This window comes from Aestuariivirga sp. (assembly GCF_037139295.1).
GTDB lineage: Bacteria > Pseudomonadota > Alphaproteobacteria > Rhizobiales > Aestuariivirgaceae > Aestuariivirga.
Genome location: NZ_JBAXGR010000005.1, coordinates 79,777 through 104,505, shown reverse-complemented (window position 1 = coordinate 104,505; position 24,729 = coordinate 79,777). Strand labels below are relative to the sequence as shown.

General features: G+C 63.8%; 20 protein-coding genes. 7 read left to right on the top strand and 13 right to left on the bottom strand.

The features are described from left to right. Position 1: 1 nt before the first annotated feature. From WCJ41_RS03220 to WCJ41_RS03205, 4 genes are all read right to left on the bottom strand, one after another. Entirely contained in the window at positions 2-1,111 is a 1,110-nt protein-coding gene (locus WCJ41_RS03220; protein WP_336904387.1) for a microcin C ABC transporter permease YejB, read from the bottom strand. Between the two features lie 9 nt (positions 1,112-1,120). After that, entirely contained in the window at positions 1,121-2,935 is a 1,815-nt protein-coding gene (locus tag WCJ41_RS03215; protein WP_336904386.1) for an extracellular solute-binding protein, read from the bottom strand. Continuing rightward, on the bottom strand, positions 2,932-4,791 hold the full coding sequence (locus WCJ41_RS03210) for an extracellular solute-binding protein (RefSeq protein ID WP_336904385.1): 1,860 nt from the start codon (positions 4,789-4,791) through the stop codon (positions 2,932-2,934). Before WCJ41_RS03210 ends, WCJ41_RS03215 begins: the two co-directional genes overlap by 4 nt. Before the next feature lie 111 nt (positions 4,792-4,902). Beyond that, positions 4,903-5,457, bottom strand: coding sequence for a cytochrome c family protein (locus WCJ41_RS03205; protein WP_336904384.1), 555 nt, complete (start codon positions 5,455-5,457; stop codon positions 4,903-4,905). A 113-nt stretch (positions 5,458-5,570) separates the two neighbouring features. Between WCJ41_RS03205 and WCJ41_RS03200 the strand changes: the two genes are divergently transcribed. Both WCJ41_RS03200 and WCJ41_RS03195 read left to right on the top strand, forming a co-directional pair. Beyond that, the gene (locus WCJ41_RS03200) at positions 5,571-6,317 is read left to right on the top strand and encodes a 3-deoxy-manno-octulosonate cytidylyltransferase (protein WP_336904383.1); all 747 of its coding nucleotides are present in this window, start codon (positions 5,571-5,573) and stop codon (positions 6,315-6,317) included. After that, a complete protein-coding gene (locus WCJ41_RS03195) occupies positions 6,317-7,177 on the top strand; it encodes a prephenate dehydratase (protein ID WP_336904382.1) in 861 nt (286 codons plus the stop codon). The genes WCJ41_RS03200 and WCJ41_RS03195 overlap by 1 nt, the downstream gene beginning before the upstream one ends. A gap of 129 nt (positions 7,178-7,306) precedes the next feature. Here WCJ41_RS03195 and nudC read toward each other — a convergent pair whose 3' ends face one another. Next, positions 7,307-8,158: an NAD(+) diphosphatase gene (gene nudC / locus WCJ41_RS03190; RefSeq protein WP_336904381.1), complete on the bottom strand. Its 852-nt coding sequence runs from the start codon at positions 8,156-8,158 to the stop codon at positions 7,307-7,309. 80 nt (positions 8,159-8,238) lie between these two features. Further along, positions 8,239-8,676 carry a MerR family DNA-binding transcriptional regulator gene (locus WCJ41_RS03185; protein WP_336904380.1) on the bottom strand — a complete coding sequence of 146 codons (438 nt, stop codon included), beginning with the start codon at positions 8,674-8,676 and terminating at the stop codon, positions 8,239-8,241. Between the two features lie 286 nt (positions 8,677-8,962). On the opposite strand from WCJ41_RS03185, the gene WCJ41_RS03180 reads away from it, so the two are divergent. Then, the gene (locus WCJ41_RS03180; protein WP_336904379.1) at positions 8,963-11,881 is read left to right on the top strand and encodes a hypothetical protein; all 2,919 of its coding nucleotides are present in this window, start codon (positions 8,963-8,965) and stop codon (positions 11,879-11,881) included. A 38-nt stretch (positions 11,882-11,919) separates the two neighbouring features. Further along, complete coding sequence (locus WCJ41_RS03175) at positions 11,920-12,384, top strand: DUF3429 domain-containing protein (RefSeq protein WP_336904378.1); 465 nt, start codon at positions 11,920-11,922, stop codon at positions 12,382-12,384. Here the strand turns inward: WCJ41_RS03175 and pdeM are convergent. Both pdeM and WCJ41_RS03165 read right to left on the bottom strand, forming a co-directional pair. After that, positions 12,377-13,054 (bottom strand): ligase-associated DNA damage response endonuclease PdeM, encoded by a 678-nt coding sequence (gene pdeM / locus WCJ41_RS03170; RefSeq protein WP_336904377.1) that lies wholly within the window; start codon positions 13,052-13,054, stop codon positions 12,377-12,379. The two genes, WCJ41_RS03175 and pdeM, sit on opposite strands and share 8 nt — an antisense overlap. Continuing rightward, positions 13,047-15,515, bottom strand: coding sequence for a ligase-associated DNA damage response DEXH box helicase (locus WCJ41_RS03165; protein WP_336904376.1), 2,469 nt, complete (start codon positions 15,513-15,515; stop codon positions 13,047-13,049). The genes pdeM and WCJ41_RS03165 overlap by 8 nt, the downstream gene beginning before the upstream one ends. Positions 15,516-15,586: 71 nt before the next feature. Between WCJ41_RS03165 and WCJ41_RS03160 the strand changes: the two genes are divergently transcribed. After that, complete coding sequence (locus WCJ41_RS03160; protein ID WP_336904375.1) at positions 15,587-16,888, top strand: MATE family efflux transporter; 1,302 nt, start codon at positions 15,587-15,589, stop codon at positions 16,886-16,888. Positions 16,889-17,068: 180 nt separating this feature from the next. Here WCJ41_RS03160 and WCJ41_RS03155 read toward each other — a convergent pair whose 3' ends face one another. Then, the gene (locus WCJ41_RS03155; RefSeq protein WP_336904374.1) at positions 17,069-17,482 is read right to left on the bottom strand and encodes a tellurite resistance TerB family protein; all 414 of its coding nucleotides are present in this window, start codon (positions 17,480-17,482) and stop codon (positions 17,069-17,071) included. Positions 17,483-17,506: 24 nt separating this feature from the next. Continuing rightward, the gene (locus WCJ41_RS03150) at positions 17,507-20,317 is read right to left on the bottom strand and encodes an ATP-dependent DNA helicase (RefSeq protein ID WP_336904373.1); all 2,811 of its coding nucleotides are present in this window, start codon (positions 20,315-20,317) and stop codon (positions 17,507-17,509) included. Between the two features lie 66 nt (positions 20,318-20,383). Here WCJ41_RS03150 and WCJ41_RS03145 point away from each other — a divergent pair, with 66 nt between their 5' ends. After that, positions 20,384-21,235, top strand: coding sequence for a dienelactone hydrolase family protein (locus WCJ41_RS03145; RefSeq protein WP_336904372.1), 852 nt, complete (start codon positions 20,384-20,386; stop codon positions 21,233-21,235). Between the two features lie 146 nt (positions 21,236-21,381). Here WCJ41_RS03145 and WCJ41_RS03140 read toward each other — a convergent pair whose 3' ends face one another. Both WCJ41_RS03140 and WCJ41_RS03135 read right to left on the bottom strand, forming a co-directional pair. Further along, entirely contained in the window at positions 21,382-21,753 is a 372-nt protein-coding gene (locus WCJ41_RS03140; protein WP_336904371.1) for a hypothetical protein, read from the bottom strand. A gap of 234 nt (positions 21,754-21,987) precedes the next feature. Beyond that, on the bottom strand, positions 21,988-22,212 hold the full coding sequence (locus WCJ41_RS03135) for a hypothetical protein (RefSeq protein WP_336904370.1): 225 nt from the start codon (positions 22,210-22,212) through the stop codon (positions 21,988-21,990). An 87-nt stretch (positions 22,213-22,299) separates the two neighbouring features. On the opposite strand from WCJ41_RS03135, the gene WCJ41_RS03130 reads away from it, so the two are divergent. Further along, entirely contained in the window at positions 22,300-23,943 is a 1,644-nt protein-coding gene (locus tag WCJ41_RS03130; RefSeq protein ID WP_336904369.1) for a lysine--tRNA ligase, read from the top strand. On the opposite strand, the gene WCJ41_RS03125 is transcribed toward WCJ41_RS03130, so the two are convergent. Continuing rightward, positions 23,915-24,664 carry a helix-turn-helix domain-containing protein gene (locus tag WCJ41_RS03125; protein WP_336904368.1) on the bottom strand — a complete coding sequence of 250 codons (750 nt, stop codon included), beginning with the start codon at positions 24,662-24,664 and terminating at the stop codon, positions 23,915-23,917. The two genes, WCJ41_RS03130 and WCJ41_RS03125, sit on opposite strands and share 29 nt — an antisense overlap. Positions 24,665-24,729 lie beyond the last annotated feature (65 nt).

Genomic DNA, 24,729 nt, shown 5'->3' with positions numbered 1-24,729 from the left:
CTCAGACGTCCCTCTTCTCGAAATCGATCCGCGGATCGATCCAGGTGTAGGTGAGGTCCGAGATGAGCTGCACGACGAGTCCCATCAACGTGAAGATGTAGAGGCTGGCAAACACGATCGGATAGTCGCGGTCGAGCGTTGCCTTGAAGAAGAGATAGCCCAGGCCGTCGAGCGAGAAGATGGTCTCGATCAGCAGCGAACTGGCGAAGAAGGCTCCGATGAAGGCGCCGGGGAAACCCGCGATCACCAGCAGCATGGCGTTGCGGAACACGTGGCCATAGAGCACCTGGTTCTCGCTCAGGCCCTTGGCGCGCGCCGTGGTGACATATTGCTTCCTGATCTCGTCGAGGAAGGAGTTCTTGGTCAGCATCGTCATGGTGGCGAAGCTGCCGATGGCCATGGCGAAGAGGGGCAGCGTCAGGTGCCAGGCATAGTCGCCAAGCTTGCCCAGAAAGCTCAGCTGCTCGAAGTTGTCCGACGTCAGTCCGCGCAGCGGGAACCAGCTGAAATAGCTGCCGCCGGCGAACACCACGATCAGCATGATGGCGAAGATGAAGCTCGGGATCGCATAACCGATGATGATGACGCCGGAGGTCCACACGTCGAAGGTGGAGCCATCCTTGACGGCCTTCCGGATGCCGAGCGGAATCGATACCAGATACTGAATCAGTGTAAGCCACAGGCCGAGCGACACCGACACCGGCATTTTCTCGAGGATCAGGCTGATGACCGAGCGGTCACGGAAATAGCTCTGCCCGAAGTTGAAGGTGAGGTAGTCCTTCATCATCATCAGGAAGCGCTCGGGCGCCGGCTTGTCGAAGCCGAACTGCTTCTCGAGGCTCTTGATGAATTCAGGGTCGAGGCCCTGCGCGCCACGGTACTTGACGTTCGCCGCGTCGCCGCCCGGCTGCATCTGTTGCTGGCCGCCAGCCTCGTTGCCGGTGTTGCCACTGATGCGCCCGGTCGAGTCCGTGTCGTTGCCCTGCATCTTGGCGATCACCTGCTCGACGGGCCCGCCCGGCACGAACTGGATGACAGCGAATGTCATCAGCATGATCCCGATCAGTGTCGGGATCATCAGCAGGATGCGTTTCAGGATGTAGGCGCCCATGGAGCGAGGTCAGTTTCCGTTGGCGATTCGCGTGGCCTTGGCCTCGTCATACCACCAGGTATCCACGATGCCACGGTCGTATTTCGGCTTGGTCGGGGGCCTTCCGAACTTGTCCCAGAAGGCCAGCCAATTGGTGCCTTTGTACCAGTTGGGCACCCAGAACTGCTCGGCCCGCAGGACCCGGTCCAGGGCCTGCCCAGTGGTGTTCAGCTCCTCGCGGGACTGGGCCTCGACCACCTTGTCCAACAGCGCGTCGATGGCGGGAGAGGCAACGCCCGAGAGATTGTAGGTGCCTGGCGTCTTGGCCGATTGCGAGCCGAAGAAGACCCTCAGCTCGTCACCCGGGGTCTGGCTGGTCGAGAAGCGGCTACCGACCACGTCGAAGTCGAATTCCTTGGTGCGCTTCAGGTATTGCGCATCATCGACGGTGCGGATCGTGGCATTGACGCCGATGAGCCTCAGGTTTTTCAGATAGGGACCGAGTACCCGCTCGAACACCGGGCTCTCGATCAGGAACTCGAGGTCGAGAGTCTGGCCGGCCGCATTGCGCCGCAGCGTCCCGTCTGTCTTCCAGCCGGCCTCGTCGAGCAGTGCCGAGGCCCTGCGCAGCAGCGCTCGGTCCTGCCCGGACCCATTGGAGACAGGCGCAAGCACGGCCGGTCCGAACATCTCGGGCCGCAGCGAAGGTTTCAGCGGGTCGAGCAAGGCGAGTTCGTCCGGCTTCGGCGTGCCGTCGGCCTGCAGCGGCGAGCGCTGGAAAAAGCTCTGCGTCCGGTCATAGAGACCGAAGAACAGGTTCCTGTTGGTCCACTCGAAATCGAAGGCGAAGTTGATCGCCTCGCGCACACGGATGTCCTGGAATTGTGGGCGCCGCAGGTTGAAGAACCAGCCCTGCGCGCCCGACGGCGTGTCGTCGGGCATCTCCATGCGGATGACGCGCCCATCCTTCACAGCCGCGAAGTCATAGCCGGTCGCCCAGTCCTTGGAGGTGAATTCCTCCCGCAGGTCGATGGCGCCCGCCTTCAGCGCCTCGAAGCCAGCGATGCGCTCGCGGAAGTAATCATAGCGGACTTCGTTGAAGTTATAGCGGCCCTTGTTCACGGGCAGGTCCTTCGCCCAGTAATCGTCACGCCGTCCGTAGGTCACGTATTCGCCCGGCTTGAAGGACTTGATCACATAGGGGCCGGAACCGAGTGGAGCCTCGAGCGTCGACTTCGAGAAATCCGCCTTGGCGTAATAGGCCTTTGACAGGATCGGAAGTCCGGCGACGGTGAGGGGAAGATCGCGCGTGCGCTCTCCCTTGAAGCGGTAGCGCACCGTATGCGGACCTATGATGTCACAGGCCTCGACGTCGCGGATGGTGATGCGGATGCGCTCGTGGCCTTGCGTCGAGAGCAGGCGGAAGCTGTTGCAGACATCCTCGGCGGTGACGGGCGAGCCGTCGGAGAATTTCGCTTCCGGCCGCAAGGTGAAGGTGACGCTCTTGCGATCATCGGCAATGTCCGAATTCTTGGCAACGAGACCATAGACGGCATCAGGCTCGTCCATCGCGCGCACCATGAGCGTGTCGAACAGCATCTCGAGTCCCTGCGCCGCATCGCCTTTCAGGATGTAGGCGTTGAAGCTGTCGAAAGTGTCCATGGCCGCAGTGCCGATGGTGGCGATCCTTCCGCCTTTCGGCGCATCAGGGTTCACGTAATCGAAATGCGTGAAGTCGGCAGGATACTTGAGGTCGCCGAAGGTGGAGATGCCATGGCGCGGCGCCGCTTCTGCCGAAGCCGCACCGAGGCACAGAGCGATCACCGCGGCAGCGAAATGCCTCACTTCGCTGCCACTTTCTTTGCCTTCTCCTCGTCCCACCACCAGATGCTGGGGAAGCCGGTCGAGAGGTCAGGAAGCTTTTCCGGACGACCGAAACGGTCCCACCGCGCAGTGCGATCATAGTCGATGTACCACATGGGAACGACATAATGGTTCCAGATCAGCGCCCTGTCGAGCGCCTTGGAGGCGGTGACCAGACTTTCGCGGTCCGGCGCGAAGATCAGTGTCTCCACCAGCTTGTCGATGGCCGGGTCGGAGATGCCCACGTAATTGCGGCTGCCCGTGCGTTTTGCGGCTTCGCTGCCCCAGAACTCACGTTGCTCATTGCCAGGTGACAACGATTGCCCCCAATTGCCGACAACGATGTCGTAGTCGAAGTTCTGCAACTGTCGCTCATATTGCGCGCTGTCCACGGTCTTGATGCTGACGCCAATGCCGAGCAGTTCGAGGCTCTGCTGGTAGGGCAGCGCGATGCGCTCGAACAGCGGCGAGTCGAGCAGGAACGCGACGGTCAGCTGTTCACCCTTGTCGTTCTTCAGCACATTCCTGCCGCCGTCCTGGGTGATCGCCCAGCCGGCATCCGTCAACAGTTTTGCGGCCTGGCGCAGGTTCTTGCGCTTGTTCTGCGGCGTGTCGTTCAGCGGGTTCGCGAATTCCGTGGTAAAGACCTCCGCTGGCAACTGGTCCTTCAGCGGATTGAGCAGGGCGAGTTCCTGTTCGGAGGGCAGGCCCTTCGCCTCCATCTCGGAATTGTTGAAGTAGCTGCGCGAGCGCGTGTACTGGCCATAGAACAGGTTCTGGTTCGCCCACTCGAAGTCGAAGGCGAGGTTCAGCGCCTGGCGCACCCGCGCATCCTGGAACTTGTTGCGGCGCAGGTTCAGCGCCCAGCCCTGCATGCCCGCCACCTGGCGCAGCTTGATCTTCTCGAGGATCACCCTGCCGTTCTTGACTGCCGGGAAGTCATAGCCTGTCGCCCACATCTTGGAAGATGACTCGGTGCGCCAGTCATACTGGTCGCCCTTGAAGGCCTCGAAGGCCACGTTGGCGTCGCGGAAATAGACGTATTCGATGGTGTCGAAGTTGTTCTGGCCGATGTTCACGGGCAGGTCCTTGCCCCAATAATCGGCCACGCGCTTCATGCGGATCGAGGTGCCAAGCTTCACGTCGTCGGCCACATAGGCGCCGGAGCCCAAGGGCACCTCGAAGCTCGTTTCCTGGATGTTGCGCTGCTTGCCCTTGTCGTCCTTGCCCGTCCACCACGCCTTGGAGAGCACGGGAAGCTGGCCGGTGATGAGCGGCAGTTCGCGGTTGCCCTTCTGGTTGAAGGTGAAGGTCACCTCATGCTCGCCCGTCTGCTCTGCCTTGGAGATGTTCTTGTAATAGGCATTGTAGAAGGGGTTGGCATCGCGCAGTGCCTGCATTGACCAGATCACGTCGTCGGGCATCATTGGCGTGCCGTCGTTGAAGCGCGCCTCGGGCCGCAGGCGGTAGACCACCATGGAGCGGTCCTCTGGGTGCCAGACGCTGCTGGCAACGAGGCCGTATTCGGTGGAGGGTTCGTCGAGGGCCGAGGTCAGCAGGGTGTCGTTCTGAACCGCGCTGCCCGTCTCACCCTTGAAGGTATAGGGGTTCAGGTTGTCGAACGAGCCGACCAGCCCGAAGCGCACCCGCCCGCCCTTCGGCGCATCCGGGTTCACGTAGCCGAAGTGCTTGAAGTCCGGCGGATACTTGATGTCGTTGAACAACGTCAGCGCGTGGCGGAAGTCACGGTCCTCGGCGTGGGCCATCTGGATGCCCACCAGCTTGGCGGCCGGCGCCAGCGAGGCGAGCTTCAACAGGGTGCGGCGGGTGATGGTCATGGCTTGGAAACTCCAGGCAGAACGTGGGGGTGAAGATAAGCAAGCCGGGCCCCAAAAGAAAACACCGGCAAGCAGCTTGCCGGTGTTAAATTTCAGTGAGATTTGTGGCCTTTACGGGGCCGGGAAAGGCACCGGGCTGTCCGACAGGGTCTGCAGGTAGGCCAAGAGGTTGGCGCGGTCGGCGTCCTTCTTGAGGCCGCCGTAGCCCATCTTGGTACCCTTGATGGCGCCCTTCGGATTGGCGATGAAGGTGTTCAGAGCCTCATAGTCCCAGGGCTTGTCCTTCAGGGCCGCCATGGCGTCCGAATAGGCGAAGCCTTCGTGAACCCCGTGGTTGCGGCCGACGATGCCCCACAGGTTCGGGCCCACCTTGTTGGGACCGCCCTTTGAGCCGTCATGGCAGGCCGCACATGCCTTGAACACGGCCTGGCCCTTGGTGGCGTCGGCCGAGGCCAGCATCGTGCCCAGCGATTCGGCAGGTGCCGCGGGAGCGGCATCGGCGGCTGCTTCGCCCGTGGCCGCCGCTTCGGCGACCTCGACGGCGAAGCCCTGCTTCTCCGGCTCGGGTGCGTGATAGATGATCTTGCTCAACTCGTTCAGGCCGAACACCAGCAGTGCTGTACCCAGCACCGCGCCCGCGATCTTGTTGAATTCAAAGCTGTCCATGAAGGTAGAAACCCCTTGAGCCGTCGTCGGGCGCGGAAACTAGTGCTTTCTCCGCGCCGCCGCAATAGTGTAAGGGGGGTTTGCACCAATTTGCCGCGCCTCTGGCTAACTACATGATCGATAACCGGAATACCATCGTACTCATACCCGCCCGGATGGCGTCCAATAGGCTTCCCGGAAAGCCCTTGGCCGACATCAACGGCCTCCCGATGATCGTCCAGTGCTGGAAGCGCGCGGTCGAGGCCAACATCGGCCAGGTACTGGTCGCTGCCGCCGAGGTGGAGATTGCCGATGCCGTGCGCGCCCAAGGCGGAGACGCCATCGTCACTAACCCGGCGCTGCCCTCGGGTTCTGATCGCATCGCAGAGGCATTGGCGCTCCGGGACCCCCAGCGCCGCTTCGAATATGTGGTGAACCTGCAGGGCGATCTGCCGACAATCGATTCCCTGTCGATCCAGCGCTGCCTCGCGGGCCTCACCAACGAGTTGGCCGACATCTCGACCATCGCTGCCAGGATCGAGCATGACGAGGACGTGGCCAACCCCAACATCGTCAAGGCCATCGCACCCCTGAGTGATGAGCGCGAAGTGGCCTTCGCGCGCGACTTCCTGCGCAAGGTCGGCCCGGAGCACAAGCCGCCTTACTGGCATCATATCGGCGTCTATGCCTACAAGCGCGATGTGCTGGAGCGTTTCGTGTCGCTCCCCGTCAGCGAGCGCGAGGCAGAGCGCAAGCTCGAGCAGATGCGCGCCATGGACAATGGCATGCGCATCGTGGTCGTGCGGGTTGACACGGTGCCGCTCGGCGTCGATACGCCCACCGAACTCGAAACCGCCCGCCGCATGCTGAGGAAAGCCTGATGCCCCTGAAGATCGCCTACCAGGGCGAACCCGGTGCCAATTCACACATTGCCTGCATCGAAGCCTATCCCACCTACGAGCCCATGCCCAGCGGCACCTTCGAGGACGCCTTCCAGGCGGTGGCCGATGGCGAGGCCGCGCTTGCGATGATACCCATCGACAATTCGGTGGCGGGCCGCGTGGCTGACATTCACCATCTGCTGCCGCGCACCAACCTCTACATCATCGGCGAGCACTTCCTACCTGTGCATCACCAGCTGATGATCGTGCCGGGCGCCGACCGCTCCGGGATCAAGATCGTGAGGAGCCATATCCACGCACTGGGACAGTGTCGAAAGGTGATGAGGGAGCTGGGCCTGAAGCCCGTCGTCGCTGCCGACACGGCAGGTGCTGCGCGCGAACTCTCGGAGTCACACGATCTGTCGCAGGCCGCCATTGCCTCAAAGCTCGCCGCCGAGATCTATGGCCTCGAGGTGATCCGCGAGGACATCGAGGACGAGAGCCACAACACCACGCGCTTCGTCGTGCTCTCCGCCACCCCGCAGGATGCGGAGCCAGAGGATATTCCGGTCATCACCACCTTCGTCTTCCGTGTACGGAACGTTCCCGCTGCGCTCTACAAGGCGATGGGTGGCTTCGCAACGAACGGCGTCAACATGACGAAGCTCGAGTCCTACCAGATCGAGGGACAGTTCTCGGCAACACAGTTCTATGCCGATATCGAGGGGCATCCTTCCGAGCGCAACGTGCGGCTGGCCATGGAGGAACTCGAGTTCTTCACCAGCTACCTTCGCGTGCTCGGCATCTACAAGGCCTCGCCGCACCGCGCCGAGATCGCGAAGCGGTTCGAGAAGGATTAATATCCTCGCGCCTGCCGACATCTCCCTCCGTCAATCATCATCGCTGGGCTTGACCCGGCGATCCCTTTGGCGGCCATGCAAAGGATGCCCGGGTCAAGCCCTGGAATGATGAGTGGTGAGTTGGGGTAACTACTGCTCCAGCGCCACCCTCACCAACTCATGCGCAATGGCATAGGGGTTGGCGGCGTAGAGCCCGTCGGGGTGCGTACGGTCCATCATCATGCGTGCCTCGCTCGCCGAGAACCACCGCGCATCTTCAAGTTCCTTCTCGTCGAGCGTGATCCCGGCGGATACCGCATCGCCGATCAGCCCGATCATCAGGTTTGAAAGGAATGGCCAGGGCTGGCTTGTCACATATCTGACAGCGCCAACCTTCACGCCCGACTCCTCGAACACCTCGCGTCGTGCGGCGTCCTCGATGGTCTCCCCTGGTTCCACGAAGCCGGCCAGGGCTGAATACATGCCGTGCTTCCATGATGACTGGCGGCCGAGCAGGATGCTTCCTTCATGCCGCACCACCATGATCGCCACCGGGTCGGTGCGTGGAAAATGGTCCATGCCGCAGCCGGGGCAATGACGACGGTAACCGGCATCGGTCATCTCCAGCTTTGCCGCGCAGTTCGAGCAGTATGTCCGACGCTCATGCCACTGCAGCAGCGAGCGTGCCTGCGCCAGCATGCCGAGTTGCTCCGGCGGCAGCGCCTCTTCCATTGCAAGGCTGCGCAGGTCGCGCATGCCCTCTGCAACGTTCGTGGGGCAGGCAAACCACGGCGTGCCCTGCGCATCGAGGCCGAGAAAAACGGTGGGTTCCACCGCAGCATCGTTCGCCGTCACCAGCCTGCCGTCGTCCAGCAGTGCCGCGTCACCCGCGATGCGGATCAGCTTCGCATCCGCGCGGACGCGCTGTTGCGATATCCATTTGGCATTCGGCCGGTCATTGGCGCGGCGATCGAGCGGGTTCAGCACATAGGCGAGCGACATGAGGCAGGGGTCCGATCCAAACAAAAAGCACCCGGGTTTTCACCCGGATGCCTGAACTCTGCAAGCGATTGGCGTAAGGCTTAGCTGTTGGCAGCCTTAGGCTGCGTGGCCTCGCGCTCCTTCAGCATGCCGTCGACGACGACGACCGTTCGCTCAAGATCGCCAATGGCGTCTTCCAGTTCCACGCGCTGCTGCCGAAGTGCCTCAAGGCGCTCGCGCATCTTGGTGGATGCAATGCGCAGCTGCGTCAGCTGGCCGTCGCGCAGATTGTAGAGATCGAGCATCTCCTTGATCTCTTCGAGCGCGAAGCCGACCTTCTTGCCACGCAGGATCAGCTGCAGGCGGGCCCGGTCACGGTAGCTGAACAGGCGGGTCCAGCCGCGGCGCGCGGGATGCAGCAAACCCTTCTGCTCATAAAAGCGCAGGGTGCGGGGCGTCACGTCGAATTCACGGCACAGCTCGGTAATCGAATAGGTGCGGTCGCGTTTTGACCGCTCGTTGATGTCAGTAACACTCATGGTGTTTCGCTCCGGTAAATCGAGTCGCTGGGGCCGTTGACGTTCATATAAACCTGCGGGAGTGCGTTGTGTATCCCCCTGCGTCAATTTTAGCTTCAATCCCCATCCAAACGGTTAAGTTTACAATCCCCGGAACGCGGCGCGCTTCAAAATCGCACAAAAGAACAACCGCTTAACCGAATATTTACCGAATTCCTTAACCTTCGTTGTGGGTAATCCCGCGCCGCTTTCATGGTCATTTGATGATCAAACCTGTCGGCGCGTGCAACGGGAAGACGAAAGCAGAATGAAACCGGGCATCCCCTGGAGCGTCAAGGGCATCGAACCTGAGGCCCGCGAGGCAGCGAAGCTCGCTGCCCGCAAGGCCGGGCTCACGCTGGGGGAGTGGTTAAATAGCGTGATTTTCGACCAAAGCGCGCATAATGTTGCGGGATTGGCTGATTCTCACCCACGGGAAAACTTCGTGTCCTCTGCGCCGCCACCCTTCGAACCATCCCAGCCCGAATACGTTGCGCGTCAGCCGTCCCAGAAGGCTGAGCGCCGGGACGACAACGCCCTGCGCCTACAGGACATCGCCCAGCAGCTCGCTGATCTCGCGCAGCGCGAGCGTCATACCGCTCCGCCGCCCGCGCCCGAGCGCGCCCGCATCGACCACGATGAATTCGAGCGCGTCGTCGAGCGCATCGACGAGAACGAGCGCCAGACGGTGGAGGCGCTGACCGCCGTCAACGACCGCCTGTCGCTGCTCGGCCGACAGATCGCGCAGCTGGGCCGTCCGGCAGGCCTTGAACGGCCAGAGGACGTGCCAGGTTATTCCGCGCTTGAATCTGCCATCCGCTCGGTCGTCGAGCACATCGAGGTCAGTGAGAAGCGTACGCGGGATTCGCTCAGATCCATGCAGGACAGGCTTGCCGATGTTTCGGAGCGCCATGGCGCGCCCAATGGCGAAGACCTGCTGCGCGCCGCGCCGGTCCTCTCCGGTCTCGAAAGCCGCCTCGCCGACATGGTGAACCGCATCCAGCGCTCCGAAGGGCTGATGACGGAGCGCGTCGAAAGCGTGCGTTCCACCGCCCAGCAGATGGCCAACCAGGCGCAGGCCTCCGCCGTCACCGCACTGCGCGGTGAATTGCGCGAGGTCGAAACGCGCATGCTCGCCTCGCTCAAGGAGGCGCAGGCCGCCGCTGCCAACGCGCCCTCGATGGTCGCCACCGAGATCGCCAAGCTCCATGGCGACATGGCAGGCCTCGCCCGCCGCCTCGATGACGTAAAGGCGGGTGCCGCCAGTGATCGTGACATGCAGTCGCTGCGCGCCGCGATCGAGCAGATTTCGGCCCGTGTCGCGCAGGAGCCAGACCTTCGCCCGCTCGCCGACATGGATCGCAGGCTGGGCGATATCAACCGCCGCCTCGAGCAGGCCGCTGCCGCCAGCCGTGACGAGCCGCAGGTGGGCGCGCTGGAACAACGCATCGCCGAACTCGATCATCGCCTGGCCGAGGCGATCCGTCTGCAGGGCGACCAGCAGGCCCTTGGTCGCTTGGAAGACAGCATCGCCGCTGTCAGCGCCCGCGTCGAGCAGACGGAAGCGCAACTCGGCCATCTTGAAACAATGGAGCAGGCGATCCGCCAGCTCTATGACTCGCTCGAACAAACGCGCGTCTCGGTGGGCGAGGCGGCGGAGGCCGCCGCCACTCGCGCGCTTGAGCGCTATCAGCCGCCACAGAGTTTTGCCGGCCCGTCGATGGAGCTTCAGGCGTTGGAAGACGGCCTGCGCGCCATCCGCGAAGGCGCCAGCGCGTCGGAGCGCCGCCACCAGGATACATTCGAAGCCGTGCATGAGACGCTGGCCGAGATCGTCGAGAAGATCGCCGAACTCGAGTCCACCGCGCGCGCCGCTCCTGTGCAGGCGAAGGCCCCCGCTGCGGAGCCGCCGCAACCTGAACCGCAAGCTGAAGCGCAAGTCAGTGGCCCGTCACTGGCTGAAGATGCCAGCATGCAGGAACCTCCTTTGGGGGGTGATGACTTCATCGCCGCCGCGCGACGTGCAGCGCAGGCCGCCGCCACGCGGCCATCTGCCCTGCGCGCCGAATATGCAGTTCTCACCCAGCCTGCGGCGGAGCAGAAGCCCTCGAAGTTGTCTTTCCTGCAACGCTTGCGCGGTCGCCGCGTCGAAGCGGCTCCAAAGGCAGAGCCTGCAGCACAGGCCGCCACGCCCACTGCTCAGCCCGCAGGTGCACGTCGCACGCTGATCCTTGCCGGCTTCGTGGTGCTCGTCGCCGCCGCAGCCTTGTTCACCTACCGCACATTCTCCGCGTCCCCGCCCGCCGTCCAGCAGTCGGGCCGTATCGAAGCGCCGGCGCGTCCTGCCGTCGTCGCATCGGTCCCTGCCATGCCTGCAGTTCCGACCGTGGCTCCTCCGCCCGCCGTCGCCTCTGCCAAGGGCGGCCTGCTCGTTGCGCCACCCGACCCAATTGTCACCGGCTCGCTGCCGCCTGAACCTCTGGCCAAGACAATTTCGAGCCCTGTCGCGACGAAGCTTGAAATGCCGCCGCCTGAAACCGGCACCGAGGCGCTGCGCAGTGCTGCTGCCAACGGCGACCCGCGCGCCCAGTTCATCATCGCCGGCCGCTATCTCGACGGGCAGGGCGTGGTGAAGGATTTCGCCAAGGCCCTGTCCTGGTATCAGCAGGCGGCCACCCGTGGCCTCGCTCCGGCGCAATACCGTCTTGCGACACTTTACGAACTCGGCAAGGGCACCGATGCCGATCCGAAGCAGGCACTCGCCTGGTATGAGCGCGCGGCTCTGGGCGGCAACGTCAAGGCCATGCACAACGCCGCCGTGCTGCTGGCGGGCAACAAGGCCGGCGCCACCGATTATGATCGCGCCTTCCGCTGGTTCAAGGCGGCGGCCGAGCGTGGCTTCGCCGACAGTCAGTTCAACCTCGCCATCCTCTATGAACGCGGCCTCGGCACGCCACCGAGCGTGGAGGAGGCCTATCTCTGGTATTCGCTTTCTGCGAAGCAGGGCGATCCGGACTCGGGCCAGCGCGCCGCTACACTGGCCAAGGGCATGCCTGAGCCAGACCTCAAGGCCGCCAACGTCCGCCTCGCCAGCTGGACGCCCACGCCGTCAGACGACAGCGCCAATGTGGTTACGGTCGTCGACCCGAGCTGGAACGACGGCCGGAAGATCAAGCAGCCGTCCTAGCTCTTGCCTCGCGGGTCCCGCCGCGCCAAAACGGGTGGATGAACGACCGTTCCCTGACCGGCAAGATTCCCGGCCCCGCCCTCTGGCTCGGCCTCGCAGGCCTCATTCCCTTCGTGGCGGGTGCTGCCTCGCTGTGGGCCAACATCCCGTTGCTGCCGCCGGAGACGGGCCTCAAGCTTGCGATCATCTATGGCGCGATCATCCTGTCCTTCTTGGGCGGCATCCGCTGGGGCACCGCCATCGGGCCCTACGACTCCGGGCGCCAGACGCTGGAGTTCTCGGCCAGCGTGCTGGGCTCACTCGCGGGCCTCGCCGCCGCCTTCCTGCCTGCCATCCCGGCTCTCGCCCTGCTCATCGCGGGCTTTCTCATGCAAGGCCTGTGGGACGTGATGAGCGTTGATGCGGGCCGGCTCCCCGGCTGGTTCGGCCGCCTGCGCATGATCCTTACCGGTGGCGCGGTGGTCTCGCTGGTCGCGGCCCTTCTTGCGGTGCTCGTTACCTGACCTGGGATGCCGGGAAGCAATGGACGGCCTTGTCGCCGATCATCCACACATGGAAATCGCCAAACAGCCCTTCGAAAGCTTCCGAGCGCACGCTGAGAGCACCGGTGTAACTGCCGAAGGCCGGCATGATCAGCCGCCGGTGATCGGCGATGAAGCAGCGGCAGCGGATGCGGTGGCCGCGCGCATGAATGGCCGCTGCTGGGTGCAGGTGACCTGAGATTTCCGCCTCATCCTCGCGCAACAGCTTCGGCTGGTGGCGCAGCGTGACAGGCCCCAGCGCCATCTCCGCGATGATGATGCCGCCCACGTCCTCAGGCGGTTCCGGATCATGATTGCCGGTGATCCACACCGTCTCGGCCCTGGCCGTGATGGCGCGCAGCAGAGCCAGGTCCGAAGTATCGATGCGCTCGCGCGCATCGCCATCATGGAAACTGTCGCCAAGAAAGATCAGCCGCCGTGGCTTCGTGGCCTCGACAGCCGCCTGTAACTGCAACAACGACTCGCGCGTGTCGTAGGGCGGCAGGTGCACGCCGCGCCGGGCAAGGCTCGTGCCCTTCTCGAGGTGCAGATCCGCCACCAGCAGCGCCTTGAATTCCGGCACGAAGAGTGCCCCCGACAGGTCAGGGATGAAGTCGAGACCGGACAGCGTGATGCGATGGGACCTAGACAAGCCGCATGGCCTCGTCGATGAGGGCGTTCGCGGCTTCGGCGAGAAGGGCATCATGGCCTTCGCCGTAAACCGATTCGCGGCCGATATCCAAGAGGATGGGCACCGACAGCGGCGACACCGTGTCGAGCGGCTTGTGCAGGATCTGCCCCTTGATGCGCCTCAGCATGGCACCCAGCCGATAGGCGTCGATCAGCCCTTCCGCCGCGTCGTCCCAGGCGGCGCGCAGCAGCAGGTGGTCCGGCTGGTGGGTGCGCAGCACGTCGTAGATCAGGTCGGTGTTCACGGTCATCTGCCGCGCCGTCTTCTCCTTGCCTGGCTGCCGCCGCTCGATCAGCCCGGCGATGATCGCCGCATTGCGGAAGGTGCGCTTCATCAGGGCTGACTCCGCCATCCACGCCTCGAGGTCGTCGCCCATCATGTCCTCGTCGAACAGCCTCCCAAGCGAGGTGCGGCCTGACGAGACCGCGAGTGAGAGGTCGCGCACCATCCAGATCACCAGGGCATATTCGGAGGCGACGAAGCCCAATGGCTGCATGCCTGAACGCTCCAGCCGCCGCGTCAGCAGCATGCCCAGAGTCTGGTGGGCGAGGCGGCCCTCGAAGGGGTAGCACACCATGTAATGCTTGTCGGCGCGCGGGAAGGTTTCGACCAGCATCTCGCCCGCCTTCGGCACGACGGAGCGGAAGTGCTGCAATGACAGCCAAGCCTTGACCTGCGGCGGCAGGCTGTTCCACGAAGATGGGTCCGCCAGCATCTGCCGCACGCGCTCGGCAAGGTAGGTCGACAGCGGAAACTTGCCGCCCTGATAGGACGGCACCATGGGTTCGCGGTCATTCGAGCGCGAGGCGAGTGCGCCGAACTCGTCGAGCCCTTCGAAGCGCAGCACCTCGCCGGCGAAGACGAAGGTCTGGCCAACCGTCAGCTGGCTGAGGAACCATTCCTCCACCTCGCCCAGCACGCGGCCCCCAACTACCACGCGCTTGCCCAGCCGCCGCTTCACATGGGCCAGCCGCACCTTCAGCATCTCGTCCTCGACGATGGTGCCCATGTTGAGGCGATAGGCCATGGCAAGCCGCGGATGTGCCAGCCGCAGCGTCCCGTCCGCCTGAGGCTTCAGCTTCGCGTAGCGCTCATAGGCGCGCAGCGCGTAGCCGCCGGTCGCCACGTAGTCGACGGCCTTGTCGAACTCCTCGCGCGACAGCTTGCGATAGGTCCAGGCGCTTGAGACTTCCGCGAACAACTCATCCGGATGGAATGGCCCCGCGCAGGCCCGGCACAAAATATGCTGCGCCAGCACGTCCATCTTCAGCACCATCGGATATTCGGTGTCCTGCGCATTCACCTCCGCCGCCTGCAGTGCCGCCTGGCATTCCAGCACCTCGAAGCGGTTGGACGGAACGAGCAGCGCCTGCGATGGCAGGTCGAGCTTATGATTGGAGCGGCCGATCCGCTGCAGCAACCGGCTCGATCCCTTGGGTGCGCCCACATGCACCACGAGGTCCACGTCGCCCCAGTCGATGCCAAGTTCGAGGGTGGAGGTGCAAACTACGGCGCGCAACCGGCCTTCGCCCATCGCGGCTTCCACCTTGCGCCGCTGCCCGACGTCCAATGAACCGTGATGGAGCGCAATCGGCAGATTGTCGTCGTTCGCCTCCCACAGCGCCTGGAACACCAGCTCGGCCTGAGAACGCGTGTTGACGAAGACGAGCGTCATCTTCGCGCGTCTGATCTCCTCATAGACTTCCGGAATAGCATAGATTGACGAATGCCCCGACCACGGCACGCGCTCGACCGATGACAGGATGCGGATTTCCGGCTTCGCGCCCGGCTGCCCCAGCACCAGCGGTGCTGGTTCGGCACCCGTGGGCACCAGCCAGGCCCGCAGCGCATCGGGGTCCGCCACCGTTGCCGAAAGCCCGATGCGAATGGCCTCGGGCGCCAGTGCCTGAACGCGGCTGAGCGCAAGCGACAGCAGCACGCCGCGCTTCGACGTCACCATCGAGTGCAATTCGTCGAGAATCACCGTGCGCAAGCCCTTCAGCAGGTGTGCCGCATGCGGGTCGGCAACCAGCAGGGAGACCTGCTCTGGCGTGGTGATCAGGATGTCGGGCGGCTTCTGCCGCTGCCGCACGCGTTTGGAATGCGGCGTGTCGCCCGTCCGTGTCTCGACGATCACCGGAAGCCCCATCTCGGCAATCGGCGCCTCGAGGTTGCGTGCAATGTCCACCGCCAGCGCCTTCAACGGCGAGATGTAGAGGGTGTGGATGCCTTCGCCGGAGCCGCGCGCGGTGATCTCCGCCAGGCTCGGCAGGAAGCCCGCCAGGGTCTTGCCGCCGCCGGTGGGCGAGATCAGCAGCAAGCTTTCACGGCGCTCGGCATGGTCTAGCACGCGAAGCTGGTGCGCGCGCGGCGACCAGCCACGCGCGGCAAACCAGTCGAGGAAGCGTTGCGGCAGGCTCATATGCGCCTCAACTTGACTTGGGGCGGCGGGAGAAGCAACACCAGCCCATGTCGTTTGATCCGCAATCAAGGGTGACGCACCGTTCTGTTCTGGTGGTGGCAGTTCCGATCATGCTCTCCAACGTCTCGGAGCCCCTGATCGGTGTGGTCAACACCGCCGTGATCGGCCAGCTGAAGGAGCCCTATTACATCGGCGCCATTGCCGTGGGCGCGCTGATCTTTTCGTTCCTCTTCTGGGGCTTCGGCTTCCTGCGCCTTTCCACTGGCGGCCTCTCGGCACAGGCGCTGGGGGCGGGCGACCGCACGGAACTCGTCGCCGTTCTCATTCGCGCGCTGATGATCGGGCTTGCAGCAGGCATCGGTCTCGTCCTGCTGTCGCCGCTGATCCGCGATGCGGCCTTCAACCTCGTCGGTGGCTCGGCGGAAATCCGCAGTCATGGCGAGACCTATTTCAACTACCGCATCTTCGCCGCACCAGCGGCATTGTCGAATTACTGCGTCATGGGCTGGTTCATCGGCCAGTCGCGGGCGAAACTGGCCTTCGTGGTGCAGTTGTTCCTCAACCTCACCAACATGGCGCTCTCGGCCTTCTTCGTCCTGGGCCTCGGCATGACGTCGGACGGCGTGGGCCTTGCGGCGCTGATTGCCGAGTGGTCGGCGGTCACCCTGGCCTTGGTGCTGGCGGCGGTGATCCTCCACGGCATGGGTGCTCACATCTCATGGCCGCGCATCCTCGATCCCGTCCGCTTCAAGCGTACCCTGCTGATGAACGGCGACGTGATGATCCGCACGCTCTGCCTTGTCTTCGCCTTCACCTTCTTCACGGCGCGCGGGGCCAGGGCGGGGGACGTGGTCGTTGCGGCCAATGCCGTCCTCCTCAACCTCTTCGAAGTGTCTGCCTATCTGATCGACGGCTTCGCCTATGCCTCGGAAGCCCTCGTCGGCCAGTCAGTGGGCGCGCGGAACCGGCAGCGCTTCCGGGCGGCGGTATGGCTCACCAGCGTCTGGGCCATGGTGCTGGGCGTCATCTGCTCAGCTGTCATCTGGGTCTTCGGTCCGGCACTGGTCGACCTGATGACCTTGAGCCCCGATGTGCAGGAGACGGCGCGGACCTATCTCCCCTGGGCAGCCGTCGCTCCCGTGCTTGGCGTAATCTGCTTCCAGTTCGACGGCATCTTCACCGGAGCGATGGCGACGAAGGACATGCGCAACATGATGATCCTGTCGCTGGGCGTGTTCCTGCTGGCGTGGTGGATGCTCGAAAGGCCTTACGGGAACCACGGGCTCTGGGCGGCGCTGGACATCTTCTTCATCGCCCGCGGAATAACCTTCGCCACCCGCATGCCGTCGCTGGAGCGGCGGGCGTTTGGATAGTGATTCACGATGTCAATCAGCAGCAGGCACGAAGCTGCTGACATAGCACATCGTAGGATTAAAATCAAGAAGTATTTTCCTAATACAGAACTCTCTCATGTTCGTCTTGGCGCTCTCTGATCTTCATCATGGCCGGGTCAAGCCCGGCCATGATGAAAGGTAAGGAGTGGGAACGAGAGCCTATTCCGTCTGGTACCTGGCAATCGCCGAGCGCTCCAGCGCCGCCGTCACCAGCTTGTCCAGGCCCAGCGTATCGCGCAGCATGGCGAGGAAGCGGAGTTCCTCCTTGCCCACCGCAAGGTCCGCGGCCGCGACCTCGACAGCCAGCGCATAGGCCGTCTCGCGCAGCTTCGGTTTCAGCGCGTCCTTGATGAGGCCGAGGATGGCCTTCAGGCCTTCGGCATCCTGCAAAATTTCACCGGCCTCGTGCGCCACGCCCATCAGGCGGTGCTCGTCAAAGTCGCGGAAGATCGGCAGGGTCTGCACCAGCTGGCGGATTTCGGCGATTTCGATGGCGTTGATCTTGCCCTCCACCCCGGACATGGTGACCATGGTGTAGATGAGCGCCTGTTCAGTCGAGATGGTGCCGGGCATTGTGGTTCTCCTGTGCGCTGACAGTTAGGTGCTGGAGCGCAAATTGTCCAGTTGGCCGCGCACCGCGTCGATGGCATCGACCAGCCCCAGCCGTGAGACGGCAACCCCCGGCGGAAACGCCGTGAGAAAGCGCGAGGCCAGCCGCGGGTCGAGGATCACGAAGTGGCCGCGGTCGCCGGCACGGCGGATCAAGCGGCCGAAGGCCTGCCGAAGTCGCAGCCGCACCACCATGTCGGTATAGGCATTGCCGCCGAAGGCCTCCTTGCGGGCGCGTTCGAGAATGGTGGGCGTACCCCATGGCACGCGGTCAAGCACGATGAGACGGAGCGAGTCGCCGGGCACGTCGACGCCATCGCGCACCGCATCGGTGCCGAGCAGGCAGGCATCACGCTCGGCGCGGAACATGTCGACCAGGGTTCCGGTGTCCATTGGGTCCACATGCTGCGCGTAAAGCGGCAGTCCGGCATCGGCCAAGGGCTTCACCAGCTTCTTGTGCACGGCGCGCAGGCGCGAGATGGCAGTGAAGAGGCCAAGGCCCCCGCCGCCTGCAGCGAGGAAGAGCTCGCGATAGGCGGCGGCCACCTGGTCCATGTCCTCGCGGTTCACATCCGTCACCACGATGACGCGGCTCGACCCCGGATAGTCGAAGGGCGAATCCCAGCTCTCGCGCTTCACGGGGTAGGGCAGGTGGACCGCACCTGTGCGCATCTCGGCATTGGCCCAGTCGTCGGGCACGTCCGGCGGACGGTCCTTCAGCGTGGCGGAGGTGATGACGATGCCGTCGGCCTGGCGCAGCACGGCGAGTGCCATCGGCTCCGTCGGGTCCAGCCAGTGTGAATGCAGCCCCACGTCGTGCTCGCGGCCGAAGGCCTGCTCGATGTCGAACCATTCGACGAACAGCGGGTTCTTTTCTTCGAGCAGCCGTTTCAGCATGTCGACCCAGGAGCCCACCATGAGCTCGCCGCGCCGCTTCAGCGAGCGCGAGATGGCCTCGATGCGGCCGCGGTCATTGGTGGAAAGATCCTCGGCCTCGGCATCGAGCTTCTTGGCCAGCGCATTGGCCAGCGCCGACATCGGCTTCTTCAGGTCGAGGAGTGCCCCCATCAGTTCTTCCGCCGCGTCGGAGAGGCCGTCGATCAGCGGCAGGCAATCAGTCTCGATGGTGTGGCCGGAGCCTGCATTCTGCTCGGCCCGCGCCAAAACCTGCTGACGGACGAGGGAGAGGAAATTCTCGGCCAGGCCGTCGGGTTGCCCTGCCTGCACGCGTCTCGTCCAGCCCGGGCCGGGCAGCGCCATCGCGGCGCGCAGCACCTGCTGCAAAAGCTTCTGGCCATTCTCATCCTCGCCCAGGAGATCGCCGATGCGGTCCGACAATCCGCGCCCCCGGCGGCGCTCTGCTTCTGGTCCGCGAATCCAACGGCGCAGTTCAGCAGTCTCGAGTGCGGTCAAGTGGCCGGAGAAGGCGGAGTCAGCAGCGTCGAAAAGATGGTGCCCCTCGTCGAAGACGATGCGGCGGATGCCGCCGGGGGCTGCTTCCTCTTCCTCGGTGGTGGCCACGCCGAGTGCATGGTCCACGGCGGCCTGGTGCAGCACGAGCGCGTGGTTGGCGATGACGATCGAGGCATTGCGCCCGGCGCGCACGGAGCGCTCGATGAAGCAGCGGCGGTAATGCGGGCAGGCGGAATAGAGGCACTCGCCGCGCCGGTCGGTGAGTCCCAGCGACTGCGCCGTCACGCCGCGCGATTCACCGTCCAGCGAGAGGTCGTTGAACAGCGACAGGATCCAGCTGGGAAAGTCGCCGCCCACCATGTCGCCGTCGCGCGTGAAGCGTGCCCAGCGCGAGATGAGGGCTGCCAGCAATGCGGTGCGCGGATTGGCCGAGGTGAGGCGGCCAAACACCTCCTGCATGTTGAGCAGGCAGACGTAATTCTCGCGGCCCTTGCGGATGACGATCTTGGCGCTCCGCTCCTCCGGGTTCTCGATGAGGCGGGAGGTTTCCTGGTCGAGCTGGCGCTGCAGGTTCTTGGTGTAGGTCGAGACCCACACGGGAGCGTTGTTCTTCTTGGCCCAGAGATAGGCGGGTGAGAGATAACCAAGCGTCTTGCCGAGGCCCGTGCCCGCTTCCGCGAGTAAAATATTGTTGATCTCTTTTGACTGGCGCGGCTGGAAGGCGAAGGTGGCGGAGCCCGCATAGGCGGCCTGCGAAGCGCGCTGCTCTGACTCCGAACCCAGCACCTCGCGCAGGAAGCGCTGCGCCTCCTCGGGCAGGATCGCGTCCTGCCGACCCGGCGGGCGGCCGCCGTCTTCTTCCCATTCATCGATGCGGTCCCAGGCGTTGAGGCCGGTTGCGAAGGAGCCAACGTCCATTTTCGGGTTGGCCGTCATCAGTGCGCGCATCACGCTTTCGGCCCAGGGCCACTTGGCGCGGGCGAGGAAGGTGGCGTTCTCGGCGGTCTCACGCAGCAGCGGATAATGCTTGTTTGACAGGCGATTGAGGAGGTCTTCGGCGATGAGGCGCACGGTCTCCTCGTCGTCCTCGCCGGGGTCGAGCGCCAGCGAGCGAGCGAAGCCCACCGGTGTTGGCGTAGCGAAGCGGGCAGGGCAGACGAAGGCGAAGAGTTCAGCCACGTCGAAGTGGCGCTGCTCGCGTGCGGCCCGCACCGTGGCGCGCGGCGCCTGAGCGGCAACGCCCAGACGTTCGATGAAGAAGGCCGAATGGCAGATCAGGTGGGGCGTGGCGGCCAGTGCGGCCAAGGCATGGGCGGGCTCCATGGGTTCACCGCCGATCACGGCGCCCATGCCGGACGCCACGGCGGTGCGAAGGTTCGAATCCATTGTCATCCTGATGACCAGAGCCCACGTTAGAGACTGAAGCAGTTGAACGGAAGAGGAACGGAGCCCATGGAACAGAAAATCATCGATCTCTTCGACCGCTACACGCATGGCGGCCTGAACCGGCGCGATTTTCTGGAGCGCTTGACGCTGCTGGCCGGATCCACCGCTGCCGCAACGGCACTGCTGCCGGCGCTTGAGAACAATTTTGCCTTTGCTGAGGTCGTTCCCGAGAACGATCCTGACATTGTGGCCGAGATGACTGAGATCGCGCCGGGCATCAAGGGCTACATGGTGCGGCCCAAGGCGGCGGGAACCTATCCCGCCGTCCTCGTGATCCATGAGAACCGCGGCCTCAACCCACACATCAAGGACGTGACGCGGCGCGTGGCCAAGGAGGGCTTCATCGCCTTCGGGGCGGACTACCTCACGCCGCTGGGCGGAACCCCCGCCGACGAGGAAAAGGCCCGCGAGATGTTCAAGGAGCTGAAGCCGGAAGCGGTGGTGGCCTTCAGCACGGCGGCCGTCGACGCGCTGGCCAAGATCCAGGGCGGCAACGGCAAGGTGGGTGCGGTGGGCTTCTGCTGGGGCGGAGGTGCCGTCAATGCGCTGGCGGTCACGGGCGACCCGAACCTCAAGGCTGGTGTGGCCTACTACGGCATGCAGCCCAAGGCGGCCGAGGTGCCGGGCATCACGGCACCGCTCATGCTGCACTATGCCAGCCTCGACGAGCGCATCAATGCCGGCATCAAGGACTATGAGGTGGCGCTGACGGCAGATGGCAAGGTGTTCGAGGCCTTCGTCTATGACGGCGTGAACCACGCCTTCAACAACGACACCAATGCGGCAAGGTACAACAAAGAGGCGGCGGATCTCGCCTGGGGGCGGACGGTTGGGTTTCTGAAGACGAATTTGGGCTAGGTTTTTGGGGGCGGTTCAGTCTCAGGCTCCCCGACCATTCCTATCGCATGTTCCGGTCAGGCGAAATCGCCTGATCGATCAGAACATTCGCCAGATCATAAGCTTGAGCATGATCTTGTCGCAAAAGTGAGTTCCACTCTTGCGGATCATGCTCTAGCCGCCTGAACAATCCACTCGATGGCCATTTTGCGATAATCCTGAAAGGTCAACTCCTCAGGGGCGAGTTGCATCGCCCCGCAGATGTTGGGGAGGTTATGCTGGAAAGCTTGGAATTCCCGCGCGATGGCCTTGCCGCCGGGTACAGGCGCCAATGTGGTTTCGTGGCGCAGCCATGACGATACCTCTTCGATCATTCCCGCAGCTGTCGTGCCGTAAGAATGGATATCTTGCCCGGCAATGTCAGAGATGAACTTCTGATACCGGTAGCGCTCACGATCGAGAATAATGCAGCGTTTTGCCTTGTGCCTTCCGACGCCGAACTGCCTCGCTCCGAGGAACAGGCCGAGTTCCAGCGGCATGTTGAAGCGCGGCAGGCCAGACCCTGCGTCCAATTCAGTTTTTGAGATGTCGTGGATCGCGAGGCTGCATTGGCCGATAATGCTGCATATCTTCAGAAGGCGGTTTTCGGCGCCATTATCCGCTTCGAGTGCACAGCGTGGCTCGAAGCCGGACCGTATAACGGAGAAGACGATTGCGCGAAAGATTTCCAGATAGTCTTGTGAAAAGGGACAGTTGATGAATAACTGCTGTCGTCACCCTTCTTTGTGCTGGGCTTTCTTCGCGCCATCTGGCTTCTGGAACCTTCCTGAAAGCACCGCGGCGACCGCTTTTTCGACCTCCCGCTGAGTGAAATGCGTTGCGCGGCCCGGCGACTTGCGGATTGCTACACCGTCGGCCGTAATGCCCGCTACCCCCCGGTCAACAAATTGGCCAGTGGCGGCAATTCGTGAGGTCTTGGAGGGCGACTTTCGGCTCATGCGCAGCAATATCGCTCCTTTCCCCATGGGTTTCAACGGATTTGATTGACCGCCCGCCGGTGGCTTCCTAAACACCCGCAGTTACACATGGAAAGCCCTGAAATGCCCGCCGATCCCGCCCTTCGCGCCGCCGCAGAGACCAGCAAGGCCTGGCCTTTCGAGGAAGCCCGCAAGCTGGTGGCGCGGATCAAACGGACCGGCAAGCAGGACGTGCTGTTCGAGACAGGCTACGGCCCCTCAGGCCTTCCCCACATCGGCACCTTCGGCGAGGTGGCGCGCACCACCATGGTGCGGCGCGCCTTCGAGCTGCTGTGCGACGTGCCCACCCGTCTTCTGTGCTTCTCGGATGACATGGACGGCATGCGCAAGATTCCGGAGACCGTGCCGGACCCTACCGCGCTGAAGCCCTATCTCCACATGCCGCTCACCTCCGTGCCGGACCCGTTCGGCGGCGAGTACAAGAGCTTCGGCGACCATAACAACGCCATGCTCCGCCGCTTCCTCGATACCTTCGGCTTCCAGTACGAGTTTGCCTCCGCCACCGAGTATTACAAGTCGGGCAAGTTCGATGCGATGTTGCTGCGCGCACTCGAGAAGTTCGACGACATCATGGGCGTCATGCTGCCCACGCTGGGCGAGGAACGTCAGGCGACCTATTCGCCCTTCCTGCCGATCTCGCCCATCTCGGGCCGCGTGCTCTATGTGCCGATGAAGAAGGTGGACCCACAGGCCGGCACCATCACCTTCACTGATGAAGACGGCACCGACGTCACCATGCTGGTCACCGGCGGCCGCACCAAGCTGCAGTGGAAGCCGGACTTCGGCATGCGCTGGGCCGCACTCGGCGTCGACTTCGAGATGTTCGGCAAGGATCACCAGACCAACGCGCCGGTCTATGACAGCATCTGCCGGATTCTCGGTGCGGAAGCCCCCGAGCATTACGTCTACGAGCTGTTCCTCGACGATGTGGGCCAGAAGATTTCGAAGTCGAAGGGCAATGGCCTGACGATTGACGAATGGCTGACCTATGCCGATCCGGAATCACTCTCCTTGTTCATGTTCAACAAGCCGCGCGAGGCAAAGCGCCTCTACTTCGACGTGATCCCGCGTGCGGTGGATGATTACGGTGCTTTCCTCTCGGCCTATCAGCGCCAGGCGGACAAGCCCGTCGACCGGCTGATGAACCCGGTGTGGCACATCCATGAGGGCAACCCGCCGTTGCCGGAAGAGGGCGGCATTTCCTTCGCGCTGCTGCTGAACCTTGCGGCAGTGGCCAACGCCCATGACAAGTCCGCACTGTGGGGCTTCATCCAGCGTTACCAGCCCGCCCTCACACCGGGAACGCACCCGCGCCTCGACCTTCTGGCGAAGCACGCGCTGCGATACTTCGACGACTTCGTAAAGCCAAAGAAGCAGTATCGTCTGCCTACGGAGGAAGAAGTTCAGGCGCTGAACGAGCTTTCTGCCGCGCTTGCGACTTTGCCCGCGCATGCGGCACCCGATGAAATCCAGCAGAAGGTCTATGACGTGGGCCGCCGCGACCCTTACAAGACGACGCAGAAGGATGGCTCCGTCGGCGTCGGGCAGGGCTGGTTCAACATGCTCTACCAGGTGCTCTTGGGCGAGGAGAAGGGCCCGCGCTTCGGCAGCTTTGTGGCGCTCTATGGGCTGGACAACACCCGCGCCCTCATCGGGCGGGCGGTCAGGGGTGAACTGGCTGGGCCTGCGTAAGCAGCCGGGCGAAGTCCTCTTCCACGGCCCTCTTCAGAATTCTGGCATAGGCGTCATGCTCCGCCATGTCCTCGGCGATGCGGCCGAGCTTCTCGCCGCCAGCGAGCGGCACAAGCGCGAGAGGCGCTGCCACGGGAAGCAGCTGCGAGCCGCGGCCGGTTTGCAGTGTGGCCAGAATGCCGAACATCTCTCCGCGGATGAGCGGGCGCGACAGGATGGCCATGCGATACTGTCCATGGCGGTTCGTCACCAGGTAGACGTGGCCCGTCTGGTGCGGCACGGACACGGCGCCGGACTGGGCATAGTCGCCGTCCAGCCGCTCTCTTTCGCGGAAGGCGAGGCAGCATTGCGCGGCGTCCCATTGCACCTCGGTGACATAGGCATAGATGCTGCCGCCGCCGGAGGACAAGGGGCGGAGCGTCAGATAGGCGCCCTCCATCCACTGCACCGCGGCCCGGCTGTAAGAGCCCAGCCACTCAGGCGCGATCTGCCCCGGCATTGCCGAGTCGTGGCGGAGCTTGATGTCCAGCGCCTGCTCGAGCCGGATCAAGATCTGTTCCGTGGGTGTCCTTTGCCCGGAGAGGAGTTTTTCCAGCGACGACAGGCTCACCTTCGCCATCGCCGCAAGCTGCGCGCGCGACAGTCGGCGGCGCGCCAGCTCGTCACGGATGATCTGAGCGGCCGGCCGCTGGCCGTCCGGTGAGGGGCCTGTTTCTGACATGGCGGAACCATTCCCGATTCCGCTGGCCGGGGCAAGGTTGAGCGGCGGGCGAGTGTTTCCGCAGC